The sequence below is a fragment of the Amycolatopsis sp. NPDC051373 genome (assembly GCF_040689465.1).
In the GTDB taxonomy this organism is placed as follows: Bacteria; Actinomycetota; Actinomycetes; order Mycobacteriales; family Pseudonocardiaceae; genus Amycolatopsis.
On record NZ_JBFBAE010000003.1, the window covers coordinates 415,407 to 435,796 of the forward strand.

Sequence of the window (20,390 nt, forward strand, 5' to 3'; positions counted from 1 at the left end):
CGTCGACCTAGCGCACGGCGGCGACCGGATCGCCGTCCAGCAGGCCGGACAGGCGCTGCGCCATCGTGTCCCAGCGCCAATTCTCCGTGACCCACGCGCGCCCCGCCTCGCCCATTCGCCGGGCCCGTACGGGGTCGGCCAGGAGGGCCTCGAGGGTGTCGCGCAGCTGGCCGACGTCACGGCCGTCCACGACGTGGCCGGTCACCTCGTCGAGCACCGCCTCGGGCGCGCCGCCCGACGTGCCGGCCACCACGGGCAAGCCGGTCGCCGACGCCTCCAGGTAGACGATCCCCAGCGCCTCCACGTCGAGCCCCTTGCCGCGGGTGCGCGCGGGCATCGCGAAGACGTCGCCCGCGTTGTAGTGCGCCGGCAGCTCGGCCCACGGCACGGAGCCGGTGATGACCACGTTGGCGGCCACGCCGAGCTCGGCAACGAGCTCCGTGAGCCGCTTGCGGTACGGACCGCCGCCGACGAGCAGCAGCGCCACGTCCGGCACGCGCTTGCGCAGCTCCGGCAGCGTGCGGATGAGCATGTCCTGGCCCTTGCGCGGCACGAGCCGCGAAACGCACACGACCGTCGGCCGGTCGCCCAGGCCGTGGCGGGCGCGGATCTCCTCGCGCGCCCCCGCGTCGGGCGCGAAGAGCGTGGTGTCGACGCCGGACGGCAGCATCTCGAGCCCCGCCATCGGCCCGAACGCCGCGCCGAAGCGGCGGCGCGTGTACTTGCTGACGTAGGTGAGCACGTCGACCGTGTCGCCGATGCGCCGCAGCGCCTGGCGCGAACCCGGCAGCATCGACCAGCCGACCTCGTGCCCGTGCGTGGACGCGACGACCCGCCTCGCGCCGGCCTGGCGCAGCGGGTGCCCCAGCAGCGCCAGCGGTGCGGCCGCACCGAACCACACGGCTTCGCAGTCGCGGGCCCGCATGATCTGCTTCGCGCGGCGCAGCACGTCGGGCGTCGGCAGCATCAGCGACGTCGGGTGCCGCACGACCTCGAACGGCGCCTCGGCGTCGAAGTCGACGTGCGAGCCGGCTTTCCCTTCCCACGACGGCGCATAGACCACCAGGTCGTCGGCCGGAAGCCGCGTGGCCAGCGAGTTGAGGTAGTTCTGGATCCCCCCGGGCCGCGGCGGGAAGTCGTTGGTCACGAGCAGCGTCCTCAGCACACGGGCAGGCTACTGGGCACGCTCGCCGGCGCTGTGGGCCCACCAACGACGACGGGGCGGCACCGCGTGCGCGGTACCGCCCCGTCGTCAGGGAAGGGTTGCTGCTCAGCTGCTGGGGCGGCGGGCACCCACGTACTGGCTCTGCAGCGGCGAGATCTTCACGACGTCGCCGGTGGTCGGAGCGTGCACCATCTTGCCTTCGCCGATGTACATGCCCACGTGGGAGACCGGAGTGTAGTAGAACACCAGGTCGCCCGGCTGGAGCTGGCTGCGCGGGATCGGGGTGCCGAAGGTCGACTGCTCCCGGCTCGAACGCGGCAGCGTGATGCCCGCCTGCCGGTAGGCCCACTGCATCAGGCCCGAGCAGTCGAACGTGCTCGGTCCGGTGGCGCCCCACACGTAGGCGTCGCCGAGCCGGCTCAGCGCCGCGTCCACGGCCGCCTGGGCCGCGGGCCCGGGCGCCTTGATGTTCACGGGCGCGTCGCTGCCCTTGTCGCCGCGCAGGGCCTGGTCCAGCGACGACAGCTCCGGCTCGGTCTTCTTGAGCTCCGCGATCTGGTCGTTGAGCGTCTTCTGCTTGGTCTTGATGTCGTTCGCGAGCTTCGCGGCCGCGTCACGGGCGTCCGTCGCGCGCTTGGCGGCGTCGGCGGCCTGCTTCGTGGCGTCCTGAGCCTGCTTCACGGCACCGGCCAGCGCGTCGAGCGCGGCGTCCTTCTGGGACGCGATCTGGTCCAGCGCGGAAGAGCGCTCGAGGAACTCCTGCGTCGATGTGCCCGCGAGCAGCGCCGAGAGCTTGTTCATCTGCACGCCGCTGAGGAACGAGGCACCGGCGAACTTGTCGACGTCGACGCGGTAGAGCTTCTCGTTGTTCTCGGCCTGCTGCGCGGACTTCTTCGCGTTCTCGACGTCGGCGTTGGCCTTGTCGAGGTCCTTCTGGCGGGCCGCTTGGTCGTCCTGGGCCTTGAGAAGGTCTTCGTTGGCCTTTTCGGCCTGCGAGGCCAGATCGCGGTACTTCGCGAGGGCGCTCGAGCCGGAGTCGGGCGGGGTCTGAAGGGCGGGGATGGGAGCTGCGATGGCCGTGGCCGAGGGCTGGGCGATGGTGACCATGGCGATCACCGAAGCTGCCGCGAGGGCACCTGACACCACGCGCTTCACTGGATGCGACTGCACGGTCGCGCGTGTCTCCTTTGCTGTCGGGCCGCCGTCGGAACCTCGTGACGCCGAAGAGGTCGGGGGCCCTCTTCGCTGCGTCCACCCCGCGCGTTCCGGCCGCGTTTCACTGCAACAGCCTCACGCGCACGGTGTGGTTCCGGTGTTGGCTCCCCGACAAAGCCTTTTCCGGCGGCGATCTCGCGTCGCCGTCTTGCCGACGGCTGCTGGCCGCGAGATCTCGGACAGGTTACGAAAAGACCGTCACCGCGTCCACCGGGCCCCACATAAAAACTCTCCGTAGTTCGCCGAAACACCATCGGACCAGCGAGGGAGGGTTTGTGTGATCGCGGTCATACTCTGTGGTGTCAGAATTGCGTGAATTCGCTACCGACCGTTCATCCGACTAGATCGACCACTCGTCGCGTCGTTATCACCCACAAGTGTCACGCTGGCTTACGTTCGGGCTCCGAAACCAAGCGCAGCCGGGGCACCATCCCCGCCTCGGCGAGCGCGTCGACGGCTCGCCGTTCGTCCGCGTCCCACGCCAGGGCGACCGGCGGGCCGAGCAGCACGCTCACCACACAGTCGTGGCACGCGTGGCCCCGCACGGCGCAGCGGTCGCAGTCGACGACCAGCGTGTCGAGGTCCGCCGGGTCGACCTCGCCGAGATCGACGCTGCCGAGATCGACGTCGCCGAAATCAACGCTGCCGAGATCGAGGTCGCGATCGGCCGGTTCGTCGAAGTCGGTCCAGTCGGGCGGGTGGTGGTTCGTGTTCTCGGTCACGGGAGGCTCCTCACCGCAAATTGGCTGTCGTGCTTCCTGGGACGCACGGTAGGAGCCACCACCGACAGTTTCCGTCCCGCCGGCCTCAGCCGTCCCCCGGACGGGTCTCAGACGCGGCTCAGGCGGCTGACCAGCACCGCCGAGGGCGCCGAGTGCGCACCGGTCGCGCGGACCGAGTCGGCGACCGCCCGGTCGGACGTCGCGACGACCATCGGCCGGCCCTTCGGCTCGGCCGCCACGATCGAGCGGATCACGTCGTCGGCCAGCACGCCGCGGTCTGAGAACAGCACGCGCACGCCGCGCGGCACCGACGCCGGCACGGACAGCACGCCGGCCCCGTCGAACACCACCGTGACCTCGGCGCTCGTGCGCGCGGCGAGGGCGGAGAGCTGGTGGATGAGCCGGTCGCGCTGGTCGGCCAGCGCCAGCTCGGGATAGCCGGTCTTGGTGACGTTGTAGCCGTCGACGATGAGGTGCACGTTGGGTAGCGCGAGGTAGCGGTCGAGCGCCCCGACGTCCTGCACGCGCCCGCCCGGGCCGAGCCCCGACGTGGCGCCGCGCACCATGTCGGCGGGCCGCGCGCCGCGGTCGCTCAGCATCAGCTCGCGGCGCAGACCGGTCACGGCACCGTCGATCGTGTCGACGAGCAGCGCCAGGCGCACCTCGTCGGCTTCCCGGGCCTCACGAGCCGACTGACGGGCGATCTCCGCATCGGCGACCGCCCGCTCCGCCCGCGCGCGCTCGGCCGCCACGCGGCGACGCTCGCGGTCCAGCTGCGTGGTCAGCGCGTCGATCTCCTCGGCCTTCGCCGTGCCGCCGCGCGCGACCTCGGCGAGGGCCTGCTCGGCTGCGTCGCGGGCGTTGCGCAGCTGCACACCCTGCTCACGCAACCGGCGCAGCAGCTTCTCGACCTCGGCCTCGCGTTCGCCGCGAGCGGCCTCCACGGCGCCGCGCGCCTGGTCCAGTTCCCCCCGCAGCTCGGCGAGCTCCGCCTCGAGCTTCTGGTTCCGAACCAGCGCGGCGTCGCGTTCGGCCCGCAGCGCCGTCTCTTCCGCGTTCTTCGCGACGAGCCGCACGCGCCCGGCCGCGCCCGACTCCCCCAGCAGCACGGCGGCGGCCGCGCCGACGACGGAATCGGCGGCGTTGGGATCCAGCGCGTCGGTGCGGTGCTCGCGCAGCCACTCGATCACGGCGGTGCGGAACTGCGCGGAGTCGCCCAGCGCGGCCAGCAACGCCGCGCCGCCGAGCTTCGCGCGCTTCGCGGGCGCGAACTTCGCGACGGGACGCAGCTGCCGCGGCACGTCGGTGGGCGGCAGCTTCGCGACGGCGGTGGCCGCCAGCTCGGCGATGCGCTCGCGCACGGCGTCCGGCAGGCCCGTCCAGGAAGCGGGCTCGGGCGCCGCCGTGTCGGCTTCGGGGATCTCGGCCGCGCCGGTCTCGGCCGGCACCGCGGTCGCGTCAGCCCGCGCCGGCACGGCCGAGGGGCCGGCGGCCTCCTCGGGTGCGACCGGATCCACGGGCTGGGGGTGCATTGGACCAGGGTAGGCCCCAGGGCCGGATCGCGCGCCGCTGGTCACCGGACGTGGGACCCACCCCACCAGGCACCCGCGCCACACCCGTCACACGGATCGCGCCGTCCGGGATTGTCGGTGGGCGGTCCTAAGGTGCGCGATCATGGACACCCGACCGCGGCCCGGCCAGGCGCAGCTGGCCTTCGACGAGCTCGGCACCCCGTTGCGGGACATCACGTTCGTCGTCTTCGACCTCGAGACCACGGGCACGAAGCCGGGACCGGACGCGATCACCGAGATCGGGGCCGTGAAGGTGCGCGGCGGTGAGGTGGTGGCCGAGTTCGCGACGCTGGTGAACCCGGGTTCGCCGATCCCGCCGCAGGTGGTGGAGCTCACGGGCATCACGCAGGCGATGGTCTACGACGCGCCGCGCATCGAGCGCGTGCTGCCCGCGTTCCTCGAGTTCATCTCCGGCGCGGTGCTCGTGGCCCACAACTCGGGGTTCGACACGGGCTTCATGCGGGCCGCCTGCGAAGGCCACGGCTACGTCTGGCCGCGCGCCACGGTGATCTGCACGGTGAAGCTCGCCCGGCGCGTGATCCCGCGCGAGGAGGCCCGCAGCTACCGGCTTTCGAACCTGGCGATGCTGCTCGGCTCCCGCACCCGGCCCACGCACCGCGCGCTCGACGACGCCCGTGCCACCGTCGACGTCCTCCACGCGCTGCTGGAGCGGGTCGGCAACGTCGGCGTGCACACGGTCGAAGAGCTCGTGGACTACCTGCCCGAGGTGACCACCGCGCAGCGGCGCAAACGCCACCTCGCGGCCGACCTGCCGGCGCGGCCCGGCGTGTACCTGTTTCGCGGCCCCCGCGAGGAGGTCCTCTACGTCGGCACCGCGCGGGATCTGCGCCGGCGCGTGCGGCAGTACTTCACGGGCTCGGAAAGCCGCGGGCGCATCCGCGAGATGGTGGCGCTGGCCGAACGCGTGGAGGCCATCGAATGCGCCCACTCGCTGGAAGCCGAGATCCGCGAGCTGCGGCTCATCGCGGCCCACCGGCCGATGTACAACCGGCGCTCGAAGAACCCGCACCACGCGTGGTGGGTCGGACTCACCGACGAGGCCTTCCCGCGCCTGTCCGTGGTCCGGCTGCCGCGCGAAGGCACCCTCGGCCCCTTCCGCAGCCAGGCCGATGCCCGCACGGCCGCCGACACGCTCGCGGGCGCCGCCGGGCTGCGCACGTGCACGATGCGAATCTCGGCGCGCGGCGGCTCCGCGACCCCGTGCGTGCTCGCCGAGCTGGGCCGCTGTGGCGCGCCGTGCGCCGGCCGCCAGAGCGTGGACGACTACTCCCCCGCCGTCGTGGCCGCCCGCGACCTCATCTCCGGTCACGACGGGCGTCCCCTGAAGATCGCCGCGGCTCAGCTCGACCGGCTCTCGGAGGGCCGGCACTACGAGCAGGCCGCACGCCATCGCGACGAGCTGGCGGACCTCGTGCGTGCCGTCGGCCGGTCCCACCGGCAAGCCGCGCTCGCCGACATCGCCGAGCTCATCGCCGCCAACCCGGACGGCAACGGCGGCTGGGAGCTCTCCGTGATCCGCCACGGCCGCCTGGCGTCCGCCGGCGTCGCCCGCCGCGGAGTCCCGCCGATGCCGGTGGTGGAACACCTGGTCGCCGCCGCGGAGACGGTGCTGCCCGGCGAAGGGCCGTTGCGCGGCTCGTCGGGAGAAGAAGTCACGGTGCTGCTGCGCTGGCTCGCCCGGCCCGGCGTGCGGCTCGTGCGCACCACGCGGCCCTGGGCCGAACCCACCGCCGTCGCCGGGTGGCGTGGTTGGCTCGATCTGGCCGCCGGTGCCCGGACGCTGGAGCGGGTGGCGGGGTGATGAAGGCTACGATCAGCGCTCGTCGGGTACCGCCAGGGAGTGGAGGAACGCTGTGATCACGGCGATCGTGCTGATCAACGTAGAGGCCGAGGAGATCCCGCAGGCCGCACAGGCGATCGCGGACCTCGAAGGGGTCAACGAGGTCTACTCGTGCGCCGGTGACGTCGACCTGATCGCCACTGTGCGCGTGAAGGCCCACGAGGACCTGGCCGACCTCATCCCCGGCCGCATCGGCAAGGTGAGCGGCGTGCTGGACACCGTCACGCACATCGCGTTCCGCTCGTACTCACGGGCCGACACGGACTCCGCGTTCGAGATCGGCGTCGAAGGCGCCTGACACCTGCGAACGGCGAAGGCCCCTCCGACCCGAGACGGGTGGAGGGGCCTTCGCCGTGTCAGCGGGAACTCAGTGCCCGGAGCCGCGCGAATCCGACGGCTGGGCGCTGGTCAGCTGCGGGCTGCCCAGCTTGGAGGTGTCGCCTTCGGCGGCCTGGCCGTGCCCGTCGCCGTTGCCTTCGTGGGCAGCGCGCTCGAGAGCGGCCGACTCCTCCGGCGGGTCCGCGGTCCAGAGCGAGCCGGGGACGGCGTGCCCGGCGGTGCCGAGCTTGTTCATCTTCTTCGGCACCGGCGCACCCTGGTACTCGAGCGGCACCGCGTGGCCGTGGCCGTCCACGCCGCCCAGCGGCTGGTGGACCTCGATGAACTCACCGTGCGGCAGGCGCTTGATGATGCCCGTCTCCACGCCGTGCTCCAGCACCTCGTGGTCGGCCCGCTGCAGACCCAGGCAGATCCGGTAGGTGATGTAGTAGGCGATCGGCGGCACGATCAGCACGCCGATGCGGCCGGCCCACGTGGTGGCGTTCAGCGAGATGTCGAACTGGTCGGCGATGATGTCGTTGAAGCCCGACAGCTCGATGACCAGGAAGAACCCGAGCGCCATCATGCCCAGCGCGGTGCGGACCGGTGCGTCGCGCGGCCGCTGGAGCAGGTTGTGCGCCGCGTTGTCCTTCGACAGCTTGCGCTCCAGGAACGGGTACGCCAGCAGCAGCCCGATCAGCAGCGGCATGCCCACCGCGCCGGGGAAGAACACCGCCGGAATCGTGTAGTTCCCGAGGTAGACCTCCCACGCGGGCCAGATGCGCAGCATGCCGTCGGCCCAGGCCATGTAGAAGTCGGGTTGCGAGCCGGCCGACACCATCGAGGGGTTGTACGGCCCGAAGTTCCACACCGGGTTGATCTGGAACAGGCCCGACATCAGCGCGATGACACCTGTGACCAGCGTGAAGAACGCGCCGCCCTTGAGGGCGAAGTACGGCATGATGCGCACGCCGACGACGTTGGTCTCCTTGCGCCGCACGCCCGGGAACTGCGTGTGCTTCTGGTACCAGACCAGCGCCAGGTGCACACCGATCAGCGCGAGCATGATGCCCGGGATCAGCAGGATGTGCAGCGTGTACAGGCGCGGGATGATCTGGTCGCCCGGGAACTCGCCGCCGAACAGCGCCCAGTGGATCCAGGTGCCGATGACCGGCACGGAGAGCACGATGCCCGACAGCGTCGCGCGGATACCGGTACCGGAGAGCAGGTCGTCCGGGAGCGAGTAGCCGAAGAAGCCTTCGAACATGCCCAGGACCAGCAGCAGGCCACCGATGATCCAGTTGGCCTCACGCGGCTTGCGGAACGCGCCGGTGAAGAAGATCCGGAACATGTGGATCATCATCGAGGCGACGAAGATCAGCGCCGCCCAGTGGTGCAGCTGGCGCACGAAGAGGCCGCCGCGCACGTCGAACGAGATGTCCAGCGTGGTGCGGAACGCCTGCGACATCTCGACGCCCTGCAGGTTCTGGAAGCTCCCGTGGTAGGTGACTTCCTGCATGGAGGGGTCGAAGAACAGCGTCAGGTACACACCCGAGAGCAGGATGATGATGAAGCTGTACAGCGCGATCTCGCCCAGCAGGAACGACCAGTGCGTGGGGAAGACCTTGTTCATCTGGTGACGCAGGCCCTTGGCCAGCTTGTACCGCTGGTCCGCATTGTCCGCGGCCTCGCCGAGGTGTTGCTCCAGCGCGCTCGTGCCCTTGGTGGGCGTGGTCAGTGAGCTCATGACTTACGCTCCCAAAAGGCCGGACCGATGGCCTCGTTGAAGTCGCCCCGTGCGATCAAGTATCCCTCTGAGTCAACCGTGATCGGCAGCTGGGCCAGCGGACGCGTCGCCGGGCCGAAGATGGGCTTGGCGTAGTGCAGGGCGTCGAACTGCGACTGGTGACACGGGCAGAGGATGCGGTTCGTGCGCTGCTCGTACAGGGAGGTCGGGCAGCCGACGTGGCTGCAGATCTTCGTGTACGCGTAGTAGTCGCCGAAGTTGTAGTCCTCCTGGCCCTTCCGCTTCACCACGCGCGCGGCGTCGGTGGGGCGCAGCCGGATGAGCATCACCGGGTTGTCGACGCGGGTCAGCGCGGCGGCCAGCGCCTCGCGGTTGCCCGCCTCGGTCTTGCGGTACGGGAACACCGTCTCCATGCCGCCGGCGTCGAGGTCTTCGACGCGCAGCAGGGTCACGCCCTTTTCGACGTCGTCATCCAGGCTGCCGGTGTTGGCGCGCAGGTAGACGACCTCACCCGGGTGCTGCGGCTGCCAGCCGGTGTGCCACAGCGAGTTCTCGTTGTCGGTGTCCTTCCACGGGTCCTTGATGAAGGACGCCAGCGGCAGGGCCGCGACCGCGAGACCCAGCACACCGGCACTCGCGCCGGCCGTGCGCTTGATCAGCGACCGGCGGGCGATGGTGCTGCGGGCCCCGGCGTCGGCCAGGTGCGCGAGGATCGTGGCGCGGTCGACCTCGGCCGACGGGCCGTCGCTGCGCTGCTGCACCGCGTTCTCCTGCGGCACGAACTTCTTCGTGTACAGGATCACGCCGATGCCGAGCGCGAGCACCGCGATGCCGAGCGTGACGCCCAGCGCCGGGGTGTACAGGCTGTAGGTGGCGTGCCCGCTCGCGTCGCTCGGGTCCTTGTACTCCCACCAGTGCGGCCACGCGACGACCACGACGAACGCCAGGCCCGCGAGCGCGGACAGGGCGAACCAGAACGCGACGAGCCGCTGCGCGCGGCGTTCGGCGCGGGTGTCCTTGACCGGCCACGGTTCCGGATAGTCGACGATCTCGACGCCGTCCAGCTGACCGCCCAGCTTGAGCAGCTGGTCGCGGTCCATCTTGGCCAGTTCCGCCTCCGAGGGCGGCTGGGGCCCTTCGGCACTCATGCCTTCGATCCAATCCACAGTGTGATGCCCACGAGCGCGACAATTCCGACGACGAAAGCGATAAGGCCTTCGGAAGCGGGACCGAACCCGCCGAGGCCGTTACCACCCGGGTTGTTGTTGCCGTCTGACACCGACTTTACATAAGCGATGATGTCTTTCTTCTCCTCCGGGTTGAGCTGCCGGTCGGAGAATTTCGGCATGTTCTGCGGCCCCGTGAGCATCGCGTCGTAGATCTGCTCTTCGGTGGCCGGGTCGAGGTTCGGCGCGTACTTGCCCGCGGAGAGCGCGCCACCGCGACCGGTGAAGTTGTGGCACGACGCGCAGTTGAGGCGGAACAGCTCGCCACCGCGCGCCGGGTCGCTGCCGCGCAGCGCGGCACCGGTCTCGTCGGGGCGCTGCGCGCCGCCGCCGTGGGCCTGCACGAAGGCGCCGACGGCGTCGATCTCGCTCGGCGTGAGCTTCGGCGGCTTGCGCTCGATCTGCGCCTCCTGGCGCGCGGCAGGCATGCGACCGGACGAGGTCTGGAAGTACACGGCCGCGTCGCCGACGCCGATGAGGCTCGGACCGCGGTCCTGCACGCCCTCGAGGTTCTTGCCGTGGCACTCGATGCAGGTGTTGTTGTAGACCTGCTCGCCCTGCCGCAGCAGAGCCGGGTCGCCCTGGGCCTGCGCGGTCTGGGGCTCGGGCGCGAACACGGCGTACAGGGCGCCGGCTCCCACCAGCGCGACACCGAGTGCGAGCAGGCCGGCGAAACGCCTGCGCAGCTTCGAACGCGCGCGGAACCGGCGCTCCGGGGACTTCTTGCTGGTGGTCATCTTGCGGCAACCCTTGCTGTCAGTTCAGGCCGATGGTGGTGGCGGCGGGCGGGATCAGGGGAGGATGTAGATCACCGCGAAGAGGCCCACCCACACGATGTCGACGAAGTGCCAGTAGTACGACACGACGATCGCCGAGGTGGCCTGCGCGGGCGTGAACTTGCTGAGCTTGGTGCGGATCAGCAGGTACACGAACGCGATGAGCCCGCCGATCACGTGCAGGCCGTGGAAACCGGTGGCGAGGTAGAACACCGTGCCGAACGGGCCGGACGGGATCGTGAGTCCCTCGTTCACCAGGTTGTGGTACTCGTTGGCCTGGCCCGCGACGAAGATCGCGCCCATGATCAACGTGACGATGTACCAGCGCCGGAGCCCGTAGACGTCCCCGCGCTCCGCGGCGAACACGCCGAACTGGCACGTCAGCGAGGACAGCACCAGGATCACCGTGAACGGGATCGCGTACGGGATGTTGAGGTGGAATTCCTCGCCGTGCAAGGGCGGCGGCCAGGGTGCGCCGGCCGCGTTCTGCGCCTTGACGGTGAAGAACATGGCGAACAGTCCGGCGAAGAACATCAGTTCGCTGGACAGCCACACGACTGTGCCGACGCTGACCATGTTCGGCCGGTTCAGCGAGTGGACCCGCTGGCTGATGGTGGGAGCTGCCGTTGTCACGGATCGCATTATGTCCTCCCGCGCGGGCACCCCGCCCTTCGGGTCCACGGCGGGTCGTGGGAGCTTCGCATCACACCCGAACCCGGCACAGGCAGGAGCTACTCGTGAGTTTGCTCGGTCGGCTTCGTGACCTGGCCCGAAAGCGCGAAAGTCCCGGTCTGACGCCTGATGCGCCCGGTTTGGTGATCGTCGCGGAGGCGTTCGACCCCGCCGTGGCGGACTCGGCCGTGCTCACGAATTCACCCGGCTGGGTCGCGTCCGCCCCCGCGGTCTTCGTCCACCACCTGAGCCTGCCGCCCGAGCGCGTGGCCGAGGCGGCGGCGATCCTTGCCCAGGACGGGTGGGAGCTGCGCGAGCAAGGTCCCGACGGCGACCGAGTGCTGGTCCACGCCCTGCGGGTGCAGGTGCTCGACGCCCTGCACTGCGCCCAGGAACGGTCGCGAATGGCCGGTCTGGCGCAGCGCCTCGGCGGCGACGCGCTCGGCTGGGACGCGCGGCAACCGGGTGAGTCGCCCACCGCGTCCGCGTGAGATGCATCTCGGCCGATACGATCGCGAAGTTCCACCCGTGACGAGACGGAGGCGTGCTCAATGGGCGAGCAGACGAAGCGGATCCTGGTGTTCAGCCACAAGGCCGAGGTCCGCGACGCGATCATCAACGCCGTCGGCCGGCGGCCCGCCGCCGACCTGGGCCGCGTGGAGTACGTCGAGGCGGCCGGGATCGCCGACGTGCTGTCCGAGGTGGACGCCGGCACCGTCGACCTCGCGATCCTCGACGGCGAGGCCCAGCCCACCGGCGGCATCGGCCTGACCCGCCAGCTCAAGAACGAGATCACCGACTGCCCCCCGATCGTGGTGGCCGTGCGGCGCAAGGACGACCGCTGGCTCGCCACCTGGTCGCAGGCCGACGCCGTGCTGGTGCACCCACTCGACCCGCTGACCGCGGCGGAGACCGTCGCCGGCGTGCTGCGCGCCGGGCGCGTGCCCGCCGTCAACGGCTGAGCCGGGGATGGGCACCACCCCGGTCCCCCACACCTGGTCCGGCCTGCTGACGCAGCTGATCGGGCGCTCGGACCTGTCCGCCGACGACACGGCCTGGGCCATGGACCAGATCATGTCCGGGGCGGCCACGCAGGCGCAGATCGCCGGGTTCGCGATCGCGTTGCGCGCCAAGGGCGAGACGCCGGAGGAGATCTCCGGCATGGCCGAGGCGATGCTGGCGCACGCGCGCCGCATCGAGCTGGACGCGCCCGCCGTCGACATCGTCGGCACGGGTGGCGACCGGTCCAACTCGGTCAACATCTCCACGATGGCGACGATCGTCACAGCGGCTGCGGGCGCGCCCGTGGCCAAGCACGGCAACCGCAGCGCTTCGTCGAAGTCGGGCGCGGCCGACGTTTTGGAGACGCTCGGCGTCGCGATCGAATTGCCGCCGGACGCGGTGCACCGGTCGTTGCGTGAGATCGGCATCGGCTTCTGCTTCGCGCCCGCGTTCCACCCGGCGTTTCGCCACACCGGCCCGCCGCGGCGGGAGCTGGGCGTGCCGACGACGTTCAACCTGCTCGGCCCGCTCACCAACCCGGCCCAGCCGCGCAGCGCGCTGATCGGCTGCGCGTACGCGGACAAGACCCGCGTGCTGGCGGAAGTGTTCGCACAGCGCGGTTTCTCGGTGCTCGTGGCCCGCGGCGACGACGGCCTCGACGAGATCACCACCACCACGACCACGTCGGTCTGGGTGGTCTCGGACGGCACTGTGACCGAACGCAGCTTCGACCCCGGCGCGCTCGGCATCCCGCGCGCCACGGCCGAGGACCTGCGCGGCGGCGACGCGACCGCCAACGCCGAAGTGGTGCGCCAGCTCATGGCCGGCAAGACCGGTCCGGTGCGCGACGCCGTGGTGCTCAACGCGGCAGCCGCGCTCGCCGCGTTCCGGGGCTTCTCCGGTTCGCTGGAGGACGATCTGGCCACCGGACTGGAGCAGGCCAACCGCGCCATCGACTCCGGCGCGGCGGCGGCCCTCCTGGAGCGCTGGATCAAGTTCTCCTCGGCGTCTCGCTGACCCGACCACGACGAAGGCGGCACCGGAATCTTCCGGTGCCGCCTTCGTCGTGCGCGGGAGCGGCGCCGGGGACAAAAGCGGCTCAGGAGCCCTGGAAAGCCGCGCGGTAGGCGCTCGGGGTGGTTGCCCGCAGGCGCGTGAACTGGTGGCGCAGCGCGGCCGCTGAGGCGTAGCCGCAGGCGGTCGCGATGTCCTCGACGGACAGCCGGCCCTCCTCCAGCAGCGCCTGCGCGCGGTCGAGCCGGCGTTCGGTGAGCCAGCGGTGCGGCGTGGTGCCCGTGGCGGCGGAGAACCGGCGCAGGAACGTCCGCTCCCCCAGCCCGCTGCGGCGCGCGAGCTCCGCGACCGTGAACGGCCGGTCCAGCCGCCGTTCCACCCACTCCAGCGCCTCGGCGACCACGGCGTCGTCCGGCGAGGCGGTGGCGGGCAGCGGTGCCTCGACGAACTGCGCCTGCCCGCCCGCGCGGTGCGGCGCCGCGACCATCCGCCGCGCGAGCGTGGTGGCCGCCGCGACGCCGCGCAGCCGCCGCACGAGGTGCAGGCACAGGTCGACGGCCGCGACGGTGCCCGCGCTCGTCGACACGCCGTCGTCGTCCGCGTACAGCGCCTGCGGGTCCACAAGGGCCTTCGGGAAGAGCCTGCGGAAGTCCTGTTCGTACACCCAGTGCACCGTGCAGCGGCGGCCGTCGAGCAGGCCCGCGTAGCCGAGGGAGAACACACCTGCGCAGAAACCGGCGACCCACGCGCCGCGCTCCCTGGCGTCCCGGAGGACCTCCAGAACCGGTTCCGGCGGCGCCACCATGCGCGGTTCGCACGTCGGCACGATCAGCAGATCGGCCGACGCGGCGAAGTCCAATCCGGACAGTCCCGTGAGCCCGAAACCGGACCAGGTGTCCACTGTGTGGTTTTCGGCCCCCTTCGGCGAGCACACGCCGAACTCCCAGCCCTCGATTCCGTCCGCGCTGCGGTCGGTGCCGAACACCTCGCACGCGACGCCCAGCTCGAACGGTGAGACCCGGTCGGCCAGCACCACCGCGACCCGTTGCACATCCACGCACCCCAGCGTGTCACAAGTTTTGCGGTCGTTGTCATCTCTGACACTGTTCGCGCGGGGCTCGCGGGCCGAATCTGTGAGGCATGAAAAACCCCGAAACCCGCCCGGTCCTGCAGTGGTCGGCCGCCATGGCCCTGTCGGGCACGATCGGCGCGGTAGTGCTGGAAAGCGGTGCCGCCGCGCCCGCCGTCGCGTTCGCCCGCTGTCTCGTCGGCGGTGTCCTGCTCGTGGTGTGGTGCCTCGCGCGCGGCTATCTGCGCAGCTGGCGACCGTCCCTGCGCGACCTGCTGCTGGCCGCGCTGGGGGGCGTGCTGCTGGTGGCCAACTGGGTGCTGCTGTTCACGTCGTACACGCTGTCGTCGATCGGCGTGAGCACCGTCGTGTACCACACGCAGCCGCTCATCCTGGTGGGTCTGGCGGCGGCGTTCCTGGGTGAAAAAGTCGCGAAGACGCACTTGGCGCGGGCGGGCGTCGCGTTCGCCGGCGTGGTGGTGATCTCCCTTTCGGCGCACGGCGACGACGGGCAACCGGTGCGGTTCGCGGGGATCGCGCTCGCGCTGGGCGCGGCGGTGCTCTACGCCGGCACGTCGTTCGTGGCGAAGCAGCTCACCCACGTGCGCCCGCACCTGCTCGCGGCGGTGCAGCTGGCGGTGGGGACGGTACTGCTGGCCCCGGCGCTGGCGTTCACGCCGCTACCGCACTCGGTTCCGGGGCTGCTGTGGCTGGTGCTGCTCGGCACCGTGCACACGGCGGTGATGTACGTGCTGATGTACGCGAGCATCGGCAAGCTGCCCACCACGACGGTGGCGCTGCTGTCCTACCTCTACCCGGTGGTCGCGGTGGTGGTGGACGTGCTGGCGTTCGGCCACCGGCTGTCGTGGCCGGAGGGCCTGGGCATGTTGGCGGTGCTCGCCGCCGCGCTGGCACCCCAGCGCGGCGGCAGGTCCCGGTCGCGAACGGCCGGGGAAAGCGTCACTCGTGGTTCGGACCCGTGTGGTACTCGAACACCAGCCCGCCCACGGCGATGAGCAGGGCGACGAGCGCCATGACCAGCAGCCAGATGTGGAAGAACGCGAGCGCGAGACCACCCAGCGCGGCCGAGGCCGCCATGGCGATCGGCCAGTAGCTGCCCGGGCTGAAGAAGCCGAGCTCGCCCGCACCGTCGCTGATCTCGGCGTCCTCGCGGTCCTCGGGGCGCGGTTCGATCCGGCGGGACACGAACTGCATGTAGCTGCCCGCGAGGAACGCGAGACCACCGGTCAGGAATAGCGAGACGATGCCGACGGGCTCGGCCTTCTGGTCGGTCGCGTAGAGGGCGGTCATGACCCAGTAGATGACGGCCATGACGACGGCGAACGCCGCCACCATGTAGAAAATCCGGGCTTCGACCTTCATGGGACTTTCTCCCCTACTCCTCTGGTTCGCCGGAACCGGTCAGTTGGACGCGGTACGCGCGGTGCGGTCGGTGTTGAACGGCTGCGTGGTCACCGCGTGCGGGGTGCACAGCTCGCCGCAGTTCATCGCCGCCAGCGCCTCGGAAGCCGTGTTCGGCTGGCCCGTCTTCGGGTTCGTTTCCGTGCGCAGCTTGATGTACTGGTCGTACTTGTCCGGCGAGAGCGCGCGGACCTCGAAGTTCATCACCGAGTGGTACGTGCCGCAGAGTTCCGCACACCGGCCGACGAAGGAGCCTTCGCGGTCGATCGAGTTCTGGAAGGAGCTGTCCTGGTTGTTCTTCTCGGGGTCCGGGAAGACGTCGCGCTTGAAGTGGAACTCCGGGACCCAGAACGAGTGGATGACGTCGGTGGACCGGAGGCGGTACTCGATCGTCTTGTTCGTGGGGAGCACCAGCAGCGGGATCTCGCCGGAGGAACCGACGGTGCTGACCTGGCTGCCGTCCGGACGCTTCGCGTTCGCGTCGTCGTACTTGAACTCCCAGTTCCACTGGAAGGCCACCACGTCGACGGTCACGTCCGGGTCGGGCTTCTTGTCCAGGACGTTGCTCTCGGTCGTCGCGGTGAAGAAGAACAGCACGCAGACCATGATCGTCGGGACGACGACCGTGAAGATCTCGAGCGGGATGTTGTACTGGAACTGCCGCGGGAGGTCGTCAGGCCCCTCGACCGCAGAGTTCTTCTTCTTGCGGTGGAACGTCGCGGTCCAAAAGATCAGGGCCCACACGATGACACCGACGGCGAGCGCGGCGACGACCGTCCACGTCCAGAGGTTCTGCATCTCTTCGGCCTGCGGGGTGACCCCGACCGGCCAGCCGAATCGGAGGATCTCGTCCCCGGAGCAGCCCGTCGCGGTCAGCGCCACCAGCACGGCCAGCGCGGCGACCCGGCCGACACGCTTACTCCCGTGGGTGCGCGCTGGTTTTCCCACTGCGCCTCGCCCTTTCACCCAGAGCCTCCTCGACCGATCTTCGTGACAGGCGGAGCCTAGCCGAGTTCACGGTTCCCGCTGTCCAAGGGGTGACCACAACGCGCGCGCGTCCACCCGATGCGGTCCGCGGTGCACGGTTCGCGGCATACTGTGCCCTTCCCGGACCGGCGAAGACCCTGAGGTGTGTGAGTACGCGTGTGCGGCCTGCTTGGACTGATCTGCGGCACCGAGACCGACGCGGCGAACGCCCGTGAAGCCGTGGGCACGGCGATGCGCTGCCAGCGCCACCGCGGCCCCGACGAGCAGGACACCTGGGCCGACGGCGAGGTCGTCTACGGCTTCAACCGGCTGGCGTTCATCGACGTCGACCACGCCCACCAGCCGCTGCACTGGGGTCCGTCGGAGGCGCCGGGCCGCTACACCATGAACTTCAACGGCGAGATCTACAACTACCGCGAGCTGCGCGAAGAGCTCGCTGAAAAGTTCGGCGCGAAGTTCGAGACCGAAGGCGACGGCGAGGCCATCGTCGCGGCGTACCACTACCTGGGCGCCGACGCGGTGAAGAAGCTGCGCGGCATGTTCGCCTTCATGATCTGGGACTCCGCCGACAAGGTCGTGTTCGGCGCGCGGGACCCGTTCGGCATCAAGCCGTTGTTCTACTCCGCCGGCCCCCAGGGCGTGGCGTTCTCCAGCGAGAAGAAGAGCCTGCTGGAGCTCGCGGACACCCTCGGCGTGGCCCTGGAGCTGGACCGCAAGGCCCTGCAGCACTACCTGGTGCTGCAGTACGTGCCGGAGCCGGAATCGCTGCACACGGCGGTGCGCCGCGTCGAGTCGGGCACGTCGTTCCGCGTGGTGCCGGGCGGGCAGGTCGAGTTCACCCGCTACTTCCACCCGCAGTTCTCGGCGAAGCCCGTGAACGGCACCGGTGAGGCCGAGGAGCTGTACCAGCGCATCGCCGATGTGATGCGCGACTCGGTGGGCAAGCACATGATCTCCGACCCGGACGTGACGGTCGGCGCGTTCCTGTCCGGCGGCATCGACTCCACCGCCACGGCGACGCTGGCGAAGGAGCACAACCCGAACCTCATCGCGTTCACCACCGGGTTCGAGCGCGAGGGTTACTCCGAAGTGGACGTCGCCGCCGAATCGGCCGCGGCGATCGGCGTGAAGCACGTGGTGCGCACGGTTTCGGCCGACGAGATGATGGAGGCCCTGCCGCTCATCGTCTGGTACCTCGACGACCCGGTGGCCGACCCGGCGCTGGTGCCGCTGTGGTTCATCGCGCGCGAGGCCCGAAAGCATGTGAAGGCCGTGCTTTCCGGCGAGGGCGCCGACGAGCTGTTCGGCGGCTACACGATCTACAACGAGCCGATTTCGCTGGCACCGTTCGAAAAGGTGCCCGGCGGGGTGCGCAAGCTCATCGGCAAGGTGTCCACGAAGATCCCGGAAGGCACGCGGGGCAAGGACTTGCTGCGCCGCGGCGCGCTGCCGCTGGAGGACCGCTACTACGGCAACGCCCGCAACTTCCGCGACGACCAGCTGCGCAACGTGCTGCGGACCTATCAGGACGGTGTGGGCTTCAAGGACGTCACCGCGCCCTGGTACGACGTCTCGCGCGGCTGGGACCCGGTGGCGCGCATGCAGCACGTGGACCTGTTCACCTGGCTGCGCGGCGACATCCTCGTGAAGGCCGACAAGGTCACCATGGCCAACTCGCTGGAGCTGCGCGTGCCGTTCCTCGACGCCGAGGTGTTCAAGGTCGCCGCTTCCATTCCCCTGGACCAGAAACTCGCGCACGGCACCACGAAGTACGCGCTGCGCCAGGCACTCGCGAAGATCATCCCGGCCCACGTGCTCAACCGGCGCAAGCTCGGCTTCCCCGTGCCGATCCGCCTGTGGCTGCGCAACGAGATGTACGACTGGGCGCGCGGCATCATCAACGATTCGAAGACCGACGAGCTGCTCGACAAGCCCGCCGTGCTGCGCCTGCTGGAGGAGCACAAGGCGGGCCAGCTCGACCGCAGCCGCCAGATCTGGGCGCTGCTGGTGTTCATGCTGTGGCACGGCATCTTCGTCGAGCACCGCATCAAGCCGGAGATTCCGGAGCCGGTGTACCCGGTGAAGCTCTGAGCTTCCGGCGTCCGGGGTGGCCAACGTCACCCCGGACGCCGTCCGGCAGCGGTTCCGCGAGGGCCGCGACGACCCCGGACACGACTGTGGCCGCCCCGGACGTCCGGGCGGCCACAGTCGTGAGGTGCGTCAGGCCGGCAGCACCGTGGCGATCTCGTCCGCCGCTTCCGGGCCGAACGCGTCGCCGAGGCGCGCCAGGACGTCGGTGCGGTCGAAGATCCACTCCTGCGTGCCGACGGTCTCCAGGACCAGCACCGCGATGAGCGAGCCGAGCTGCGCGGCGCGCTCCAGCTCCAGGCCGCCGTCGAGCGCGGCGAGGAAGCCGGCGCGGAAGCCGTCGCCGACGCCCGTCGGGTCGGCCTTGCCGCGCTCCGGGACGGCGCCGATCTGCAGGGCGAGGCCGTCGCGGCCGATGATCTCCACGCCCTTCTCGCCCAGCGTCGTGATGCGCATGCCCACGCGCTCCAGCACGTCGGCCTCGGTCCAGCCCGACTTCTGGAGCAGCAGCTCCCACTCGTAGTCGTTGCTGAACAGGTACTTGGCGCCCGCGATGAAGTCGCGCACCTGGGCGCCGTCCATGCGGGCCAGCTGTTGCGACGGGTCGACGGCGAAGGTGTAGCCACGCTGGCGGCACTCCTGCGCGTGGCGGACCATGCCCTCGGGGTCGTCCGGGCTGATCAGCACGAGACTCAGCGCGCCGGCGCGGTCGGCGATGGGCTTGAGCTCGATGTTGCGCGACTCGGCCATGGCGCCGGCGTAGAACGTCGCGATCTGGCACAGGTCCTCGTCGGTGGTGCACACGAACCGCGCGGTGTGCGCGACCTCGGACACGAGCACCCCGGAGGTGTCCACCCCGTGGCGCTCCAGCCACGACGCGTAGTCGGCCCAGTCGGAGCCCACGGCACCCACGAGTACGGGGTTCACGCCCAGCACGCCGAGACCGAACGCGATGTTGGCGCCGATGCCGCCGCGGCGGACGACGAGGTCGTCGGCCAGGAAGCTCAGGGAAACCCGGTGGAGCTGTTCCTTCACGAGCTGCTCGGCGAACCTGCCGGGGAAGTGCATCAGGTGATCGGTTGCGATGCTGCCGGACACGGCGATCCTGGCCTTGTCTGCCACCGGTTCTCCTCTGGCTGTCGTGTGCATGCGACTCTGGCGCGGTTACCCGCAGGTCATGACCCGTCCGGGTAGTTCCCACGCCTCGGCCGACACTACCGGCTGGTACCGCTTTCCCAGTCGCTGAAGGATCAATAGCGTTACGGAAGTGAACACGGCCACTGAACCGGAAGACCTCGGCGAGCTCATCGCCGATTGCGCCCACATCCCGTCCGCGCTCCGCAGCGAGGGACTCACCACCGACCGGATGCCGCACCCGCGGGCCGCGCGGCCGTGGCAGGTCGACGACGCCTGCCACGCGCAGGTCGCCGACCTCGACGCCTACGTCTGAGACCCCGGCACCCCACCTCCGAGCACGAAGAAGGGCCCCACCGACTCGGCGGGGGCCCTTCTTCGTGTCTGTGCTGGCTGAGCGC

General features: G+C 70.4%; 20 protein-coding genes. 8 read left to right on the plus strand and 12 right to left on the minus strand.

The window, feature by feature from the left end:
- Positions 1–7 precede the first annotated feature (7 nt).
- From AB0383_RS08040 to AB0383_RS08055, 4 genes are all read right to left on the minus strand, one after another.
- On the minus strand, positions 8–1,165 hold the full coding sequence (locus AB0383_RS08040) for a glycosyltransferase family 4 protein (protein WP_366185952.1): 1,158 nt from the start codon (positions 1,163–1,165) through the stop codon (positions 8–10).
- Between the two features lie 105 nt (positions 1,166–1,270).
- Positions 1,271–2,335, minus strand: a complete 1,065-nt coding sequence (locus AB0383_RS08045; protein WP_364179542.1) for an NlpC/P60 family protein — start codon at positions 2,333–2,335, stop codon at positions 1,271–1,273.
- Between the two features lie 425 nt (positions 2,336–2,760).
- Entirely contained in the window at positions 2,761–2,952 is a 192-nt protein-coding gene (locus tag AB0383_RS08050) for a hypothetical protein (RefSeq protein ID WP_220247473.1), read from the minus strand.
- A 257-nt stretch (positions 2,953–3,209) separates the two neighbouring features.
- Entirely contained in the window at positions 3,210–4,634 is a 1,425-nt protein-coding gene (locus AB0383_RS08055) for an NYN domain-containing protein (protein ID WP_364179543.1), read from the minus strand.
- Positions 4,635–4,776: 142 nt separating this feature from the next.
- Here AB0383_RS08055 and AB0383_RS08060 point away from each other — a divergent pair, with 142 nt between their 5' ends.
- Together AB0383_RS08060 and AB0383_RS08065 are read left to right on the plus strand one after the other, a co-directional pair.
- Positions 4,777–6,495: a DEDD exonuclease domain-containing protein gene (locus AB0383_RS08060; RefSeq protein ID WP_364179545.1), complete on the plus strand. Its 1,719-nt coding sequence runs from the start codon at positions 4,777–4,779 to the stop codon at positions 6,493–6,495.
- Positions 6,496–6,547: 52 nt separating this feature from the next.
- Complete coding sequence (locus AB0383_RS08065) at positions 6,548–6,832, plus strand: Lrp/AsnC ligand binding domain-containing protein (protein WP_220237955.1); 285 nt, start codon at positions 6,548–6,550, stop codon at positions 6,830–6,832.
- Between the two features lie 69 nt (positions 6,833–6,901).
- Here AB0383_RS08065 and AB0383_RS08070 read toward each other — a convergent pair whose 3' ends face one another.
- From AB0383_RS08070 to AB0383_RS08085, 4 genes are read right to left on the minus strand one after another with little or no spacing between them, the layout of a single operon-like run.
- Entirely contained in the window at positions 6,902–8,599 is a 1,698-nt protein-coding gene (locus AB0383_RS08070) for a cytochrome bc complex cytochrome b subunit (RefSeq protein ID WP_366185955.1), read from the minus strand.
- A complete protein-coding gene (locus tag AB0383_RS08075; protein ID WP_364179549.1) occupies positions 8,596–9,747 on the minus strand; it encodes a ubiquinol-cytochrome c reductase iron-sulfur subunit in 1,152 nt (383 codons plus the stop codon). The genes AB0383_RS08070 and AB0383_RS08075 overlap by 4 nt, the downstream gene beginning before the upstream one ends.
- Positions 9,744–10,562 (minus strand): c-type cytochrome, encoded by an 819-nt coding sequence (locus AB0383_RS08080; RefSeq protein WP_364179551.1) that lies wholly within the window; start codon positions 10,560–10,562, stop codon positions 9,744–9,746. The genes AB0383_RS08075 and AB0383_RS08080 overlap by 4 nt, the downstream gene beginning before the upstream one ends.
- Before the next feature lie 54 nt (positions 10,563–10,616).
- Complete coding sequence (locus tag AB0383_RS08085; protein ID WP_285969328.1) at positions 10,617–11,243, minus strand: heme-copper oxidase subunit III; 627 nt, start codon at positions 11,241–11,243, stop codon at positions 10,617–10,619.
- A 95-nt stretch (positions 11,244–11,338) separates the two neighbouring features.
- On the opposite strand from AB0383_RS08085, the gene AB0383_RS08090 reads away from it, so the two are divergent.
- Genes AB0383_RS08090 through trpD form a run of 3 tightly spaced genes read left to right on the plus strand, consistent with a single transcriptional unit; the run spans position 11,339 to position 13,292 of the window.
- Positions 11,339–11,764 carry a ribonuclease E inhibitor RraB gene (locus AB0383_RS08090; protein ID WP_366185958.1) on the plus strand — a complete coding sequence of 142 codons (426 nt, stop codon included), beginning with the start codon at positions 11,339–11,341 and terminating at the stop codon, positions 11,762–11,764.
- 60 nt (positions 11,765–11,824) lie between these two features.
- A complete protein-coding gene (locus AB0383_RS08095; RefSeq protein WP_354863944.1) occupies positions 11,825–12,235 on the plus strand; it encodes a hypothetical protein in 411 nt (136 codons plus the stop codon).
- A gap of 7 nt (positions 12,236–12,242) precedes the next feature.
- Positions 12,243–13,292 (plus strand): anthranilate phosphoribosyltransferase, encoded by a 1,050-nt coding sequence (gene trpD / locus AB0383_RS08100; protein ID WP_366185960.1) that lies wholly within the window; start codon positions 12,243–12,245, stop codon positions 13,290–13,292.
- Between the two features lie 82 nt (positions 13,293–13,374).
- Here the strand turns inward: trpD and AB0383_RS08105 are convergent, their stop codons facing one another.
- The gene (locus AB0383_RS08105) at positions 13,375–14,346 is read right to left on the minus strand and encodes a helix-turn-helix domain-containing protein (protein ID WP_364179557.1); all 972 of its coding nucleotides are present in this window, start codon (positions 14,344–14,346) and stop codon (positions 13,375–13,377) included.
- A gap of 83 nt (positions 14,347–14,429) precedes the next feature.
- Between AB0383_RS08105 and AB0383_RS08110 the strand changes: the two genes are divergently transcribed.
- Positions 14,430–15,374, plus strand: a complete 945-nt coding sequence (locus AB0383_RS08110; RefSeq protein WP_366185962.1) for a DMT family transporter — start codon at positions 14,430–14,432, stop codon at positions 15,372–15,374.
- On the opposite strand, the gene AB0383_RS08115 is transcribed toward AB0383_RS08110, so the two are convergent.
- Positions 15,319–15,741, minus strand: coding sequence for a cytochrome c oxidase subunit 4 (locus AB0383_RS08115; protein ID WP_220237945.1), 423 nt, complete (start codon positions 15,739–15,741; stop codon positions 15,319–15,321). The two genes, AB0383_RS08110 and AB0383_RS08115, sit on opposite strands and share 56 nt — an antisense overlap.
- A gap of 39 nt (positions 15,742–15,780) precedes the next feature.
- Entirely contained in the window at positions 15,781–16,728 is a 948-nt protein-coding gene (coxB, locus tag AB0383_RS08120; RefSeq protein ID WP_364179561.1) for a cytochrome c oxidase subunit II, read from the minus strand.
- A 195-nt stretch (positions 16,729–16,923) separates the two neighbouring features.
- On the opposite strand from coxB, the gene asnB reads away from it, so the two are divergent.
- The gene (gene asnB, locus AB0383_RS08125; RefSeq protein WP_364179562.1) at positions 16,924–18,858 is read left to right on the plus strand and encodes an asparagine synthase (glutamine-hydrolyzing); all 1,935 of its coding nucleotides are present in this window, start codon (positions 16,924–16,926) and stop codon (positions 18,856–18,858) included.
- Between the two features lie 129 nt (positions 18,859–18,987).
- On the opposite strand, the gene AB0383_RS08130 is transcribed toward asnB, so the two are convergent.
- A complete protein-coding gene (locus AB0383_RS08130; protein WP_364179564.1) occupies positions 18,988–19,977 on the minus strand; it encodes a carbohydrate kinase family protein in 990 nt (329 codons plus the stop codon).
- Between the two features lie 145 nt (positions 19,978–20,122).
- On the opposite strand from AB0383_RS08130, the gene AB0383_RS08135 reads away from it, so the two are divergent.
- Entirely contained in the window at positions 20,123–20,305 is a 183-nt protein-coding gene (locus AB0383_RS08135) for a hypothetical protein (protein ID WP_220237941.1), read from the plus strand.
- Positions 20,306–20,390: the final 85 nt, after the last annotated feature.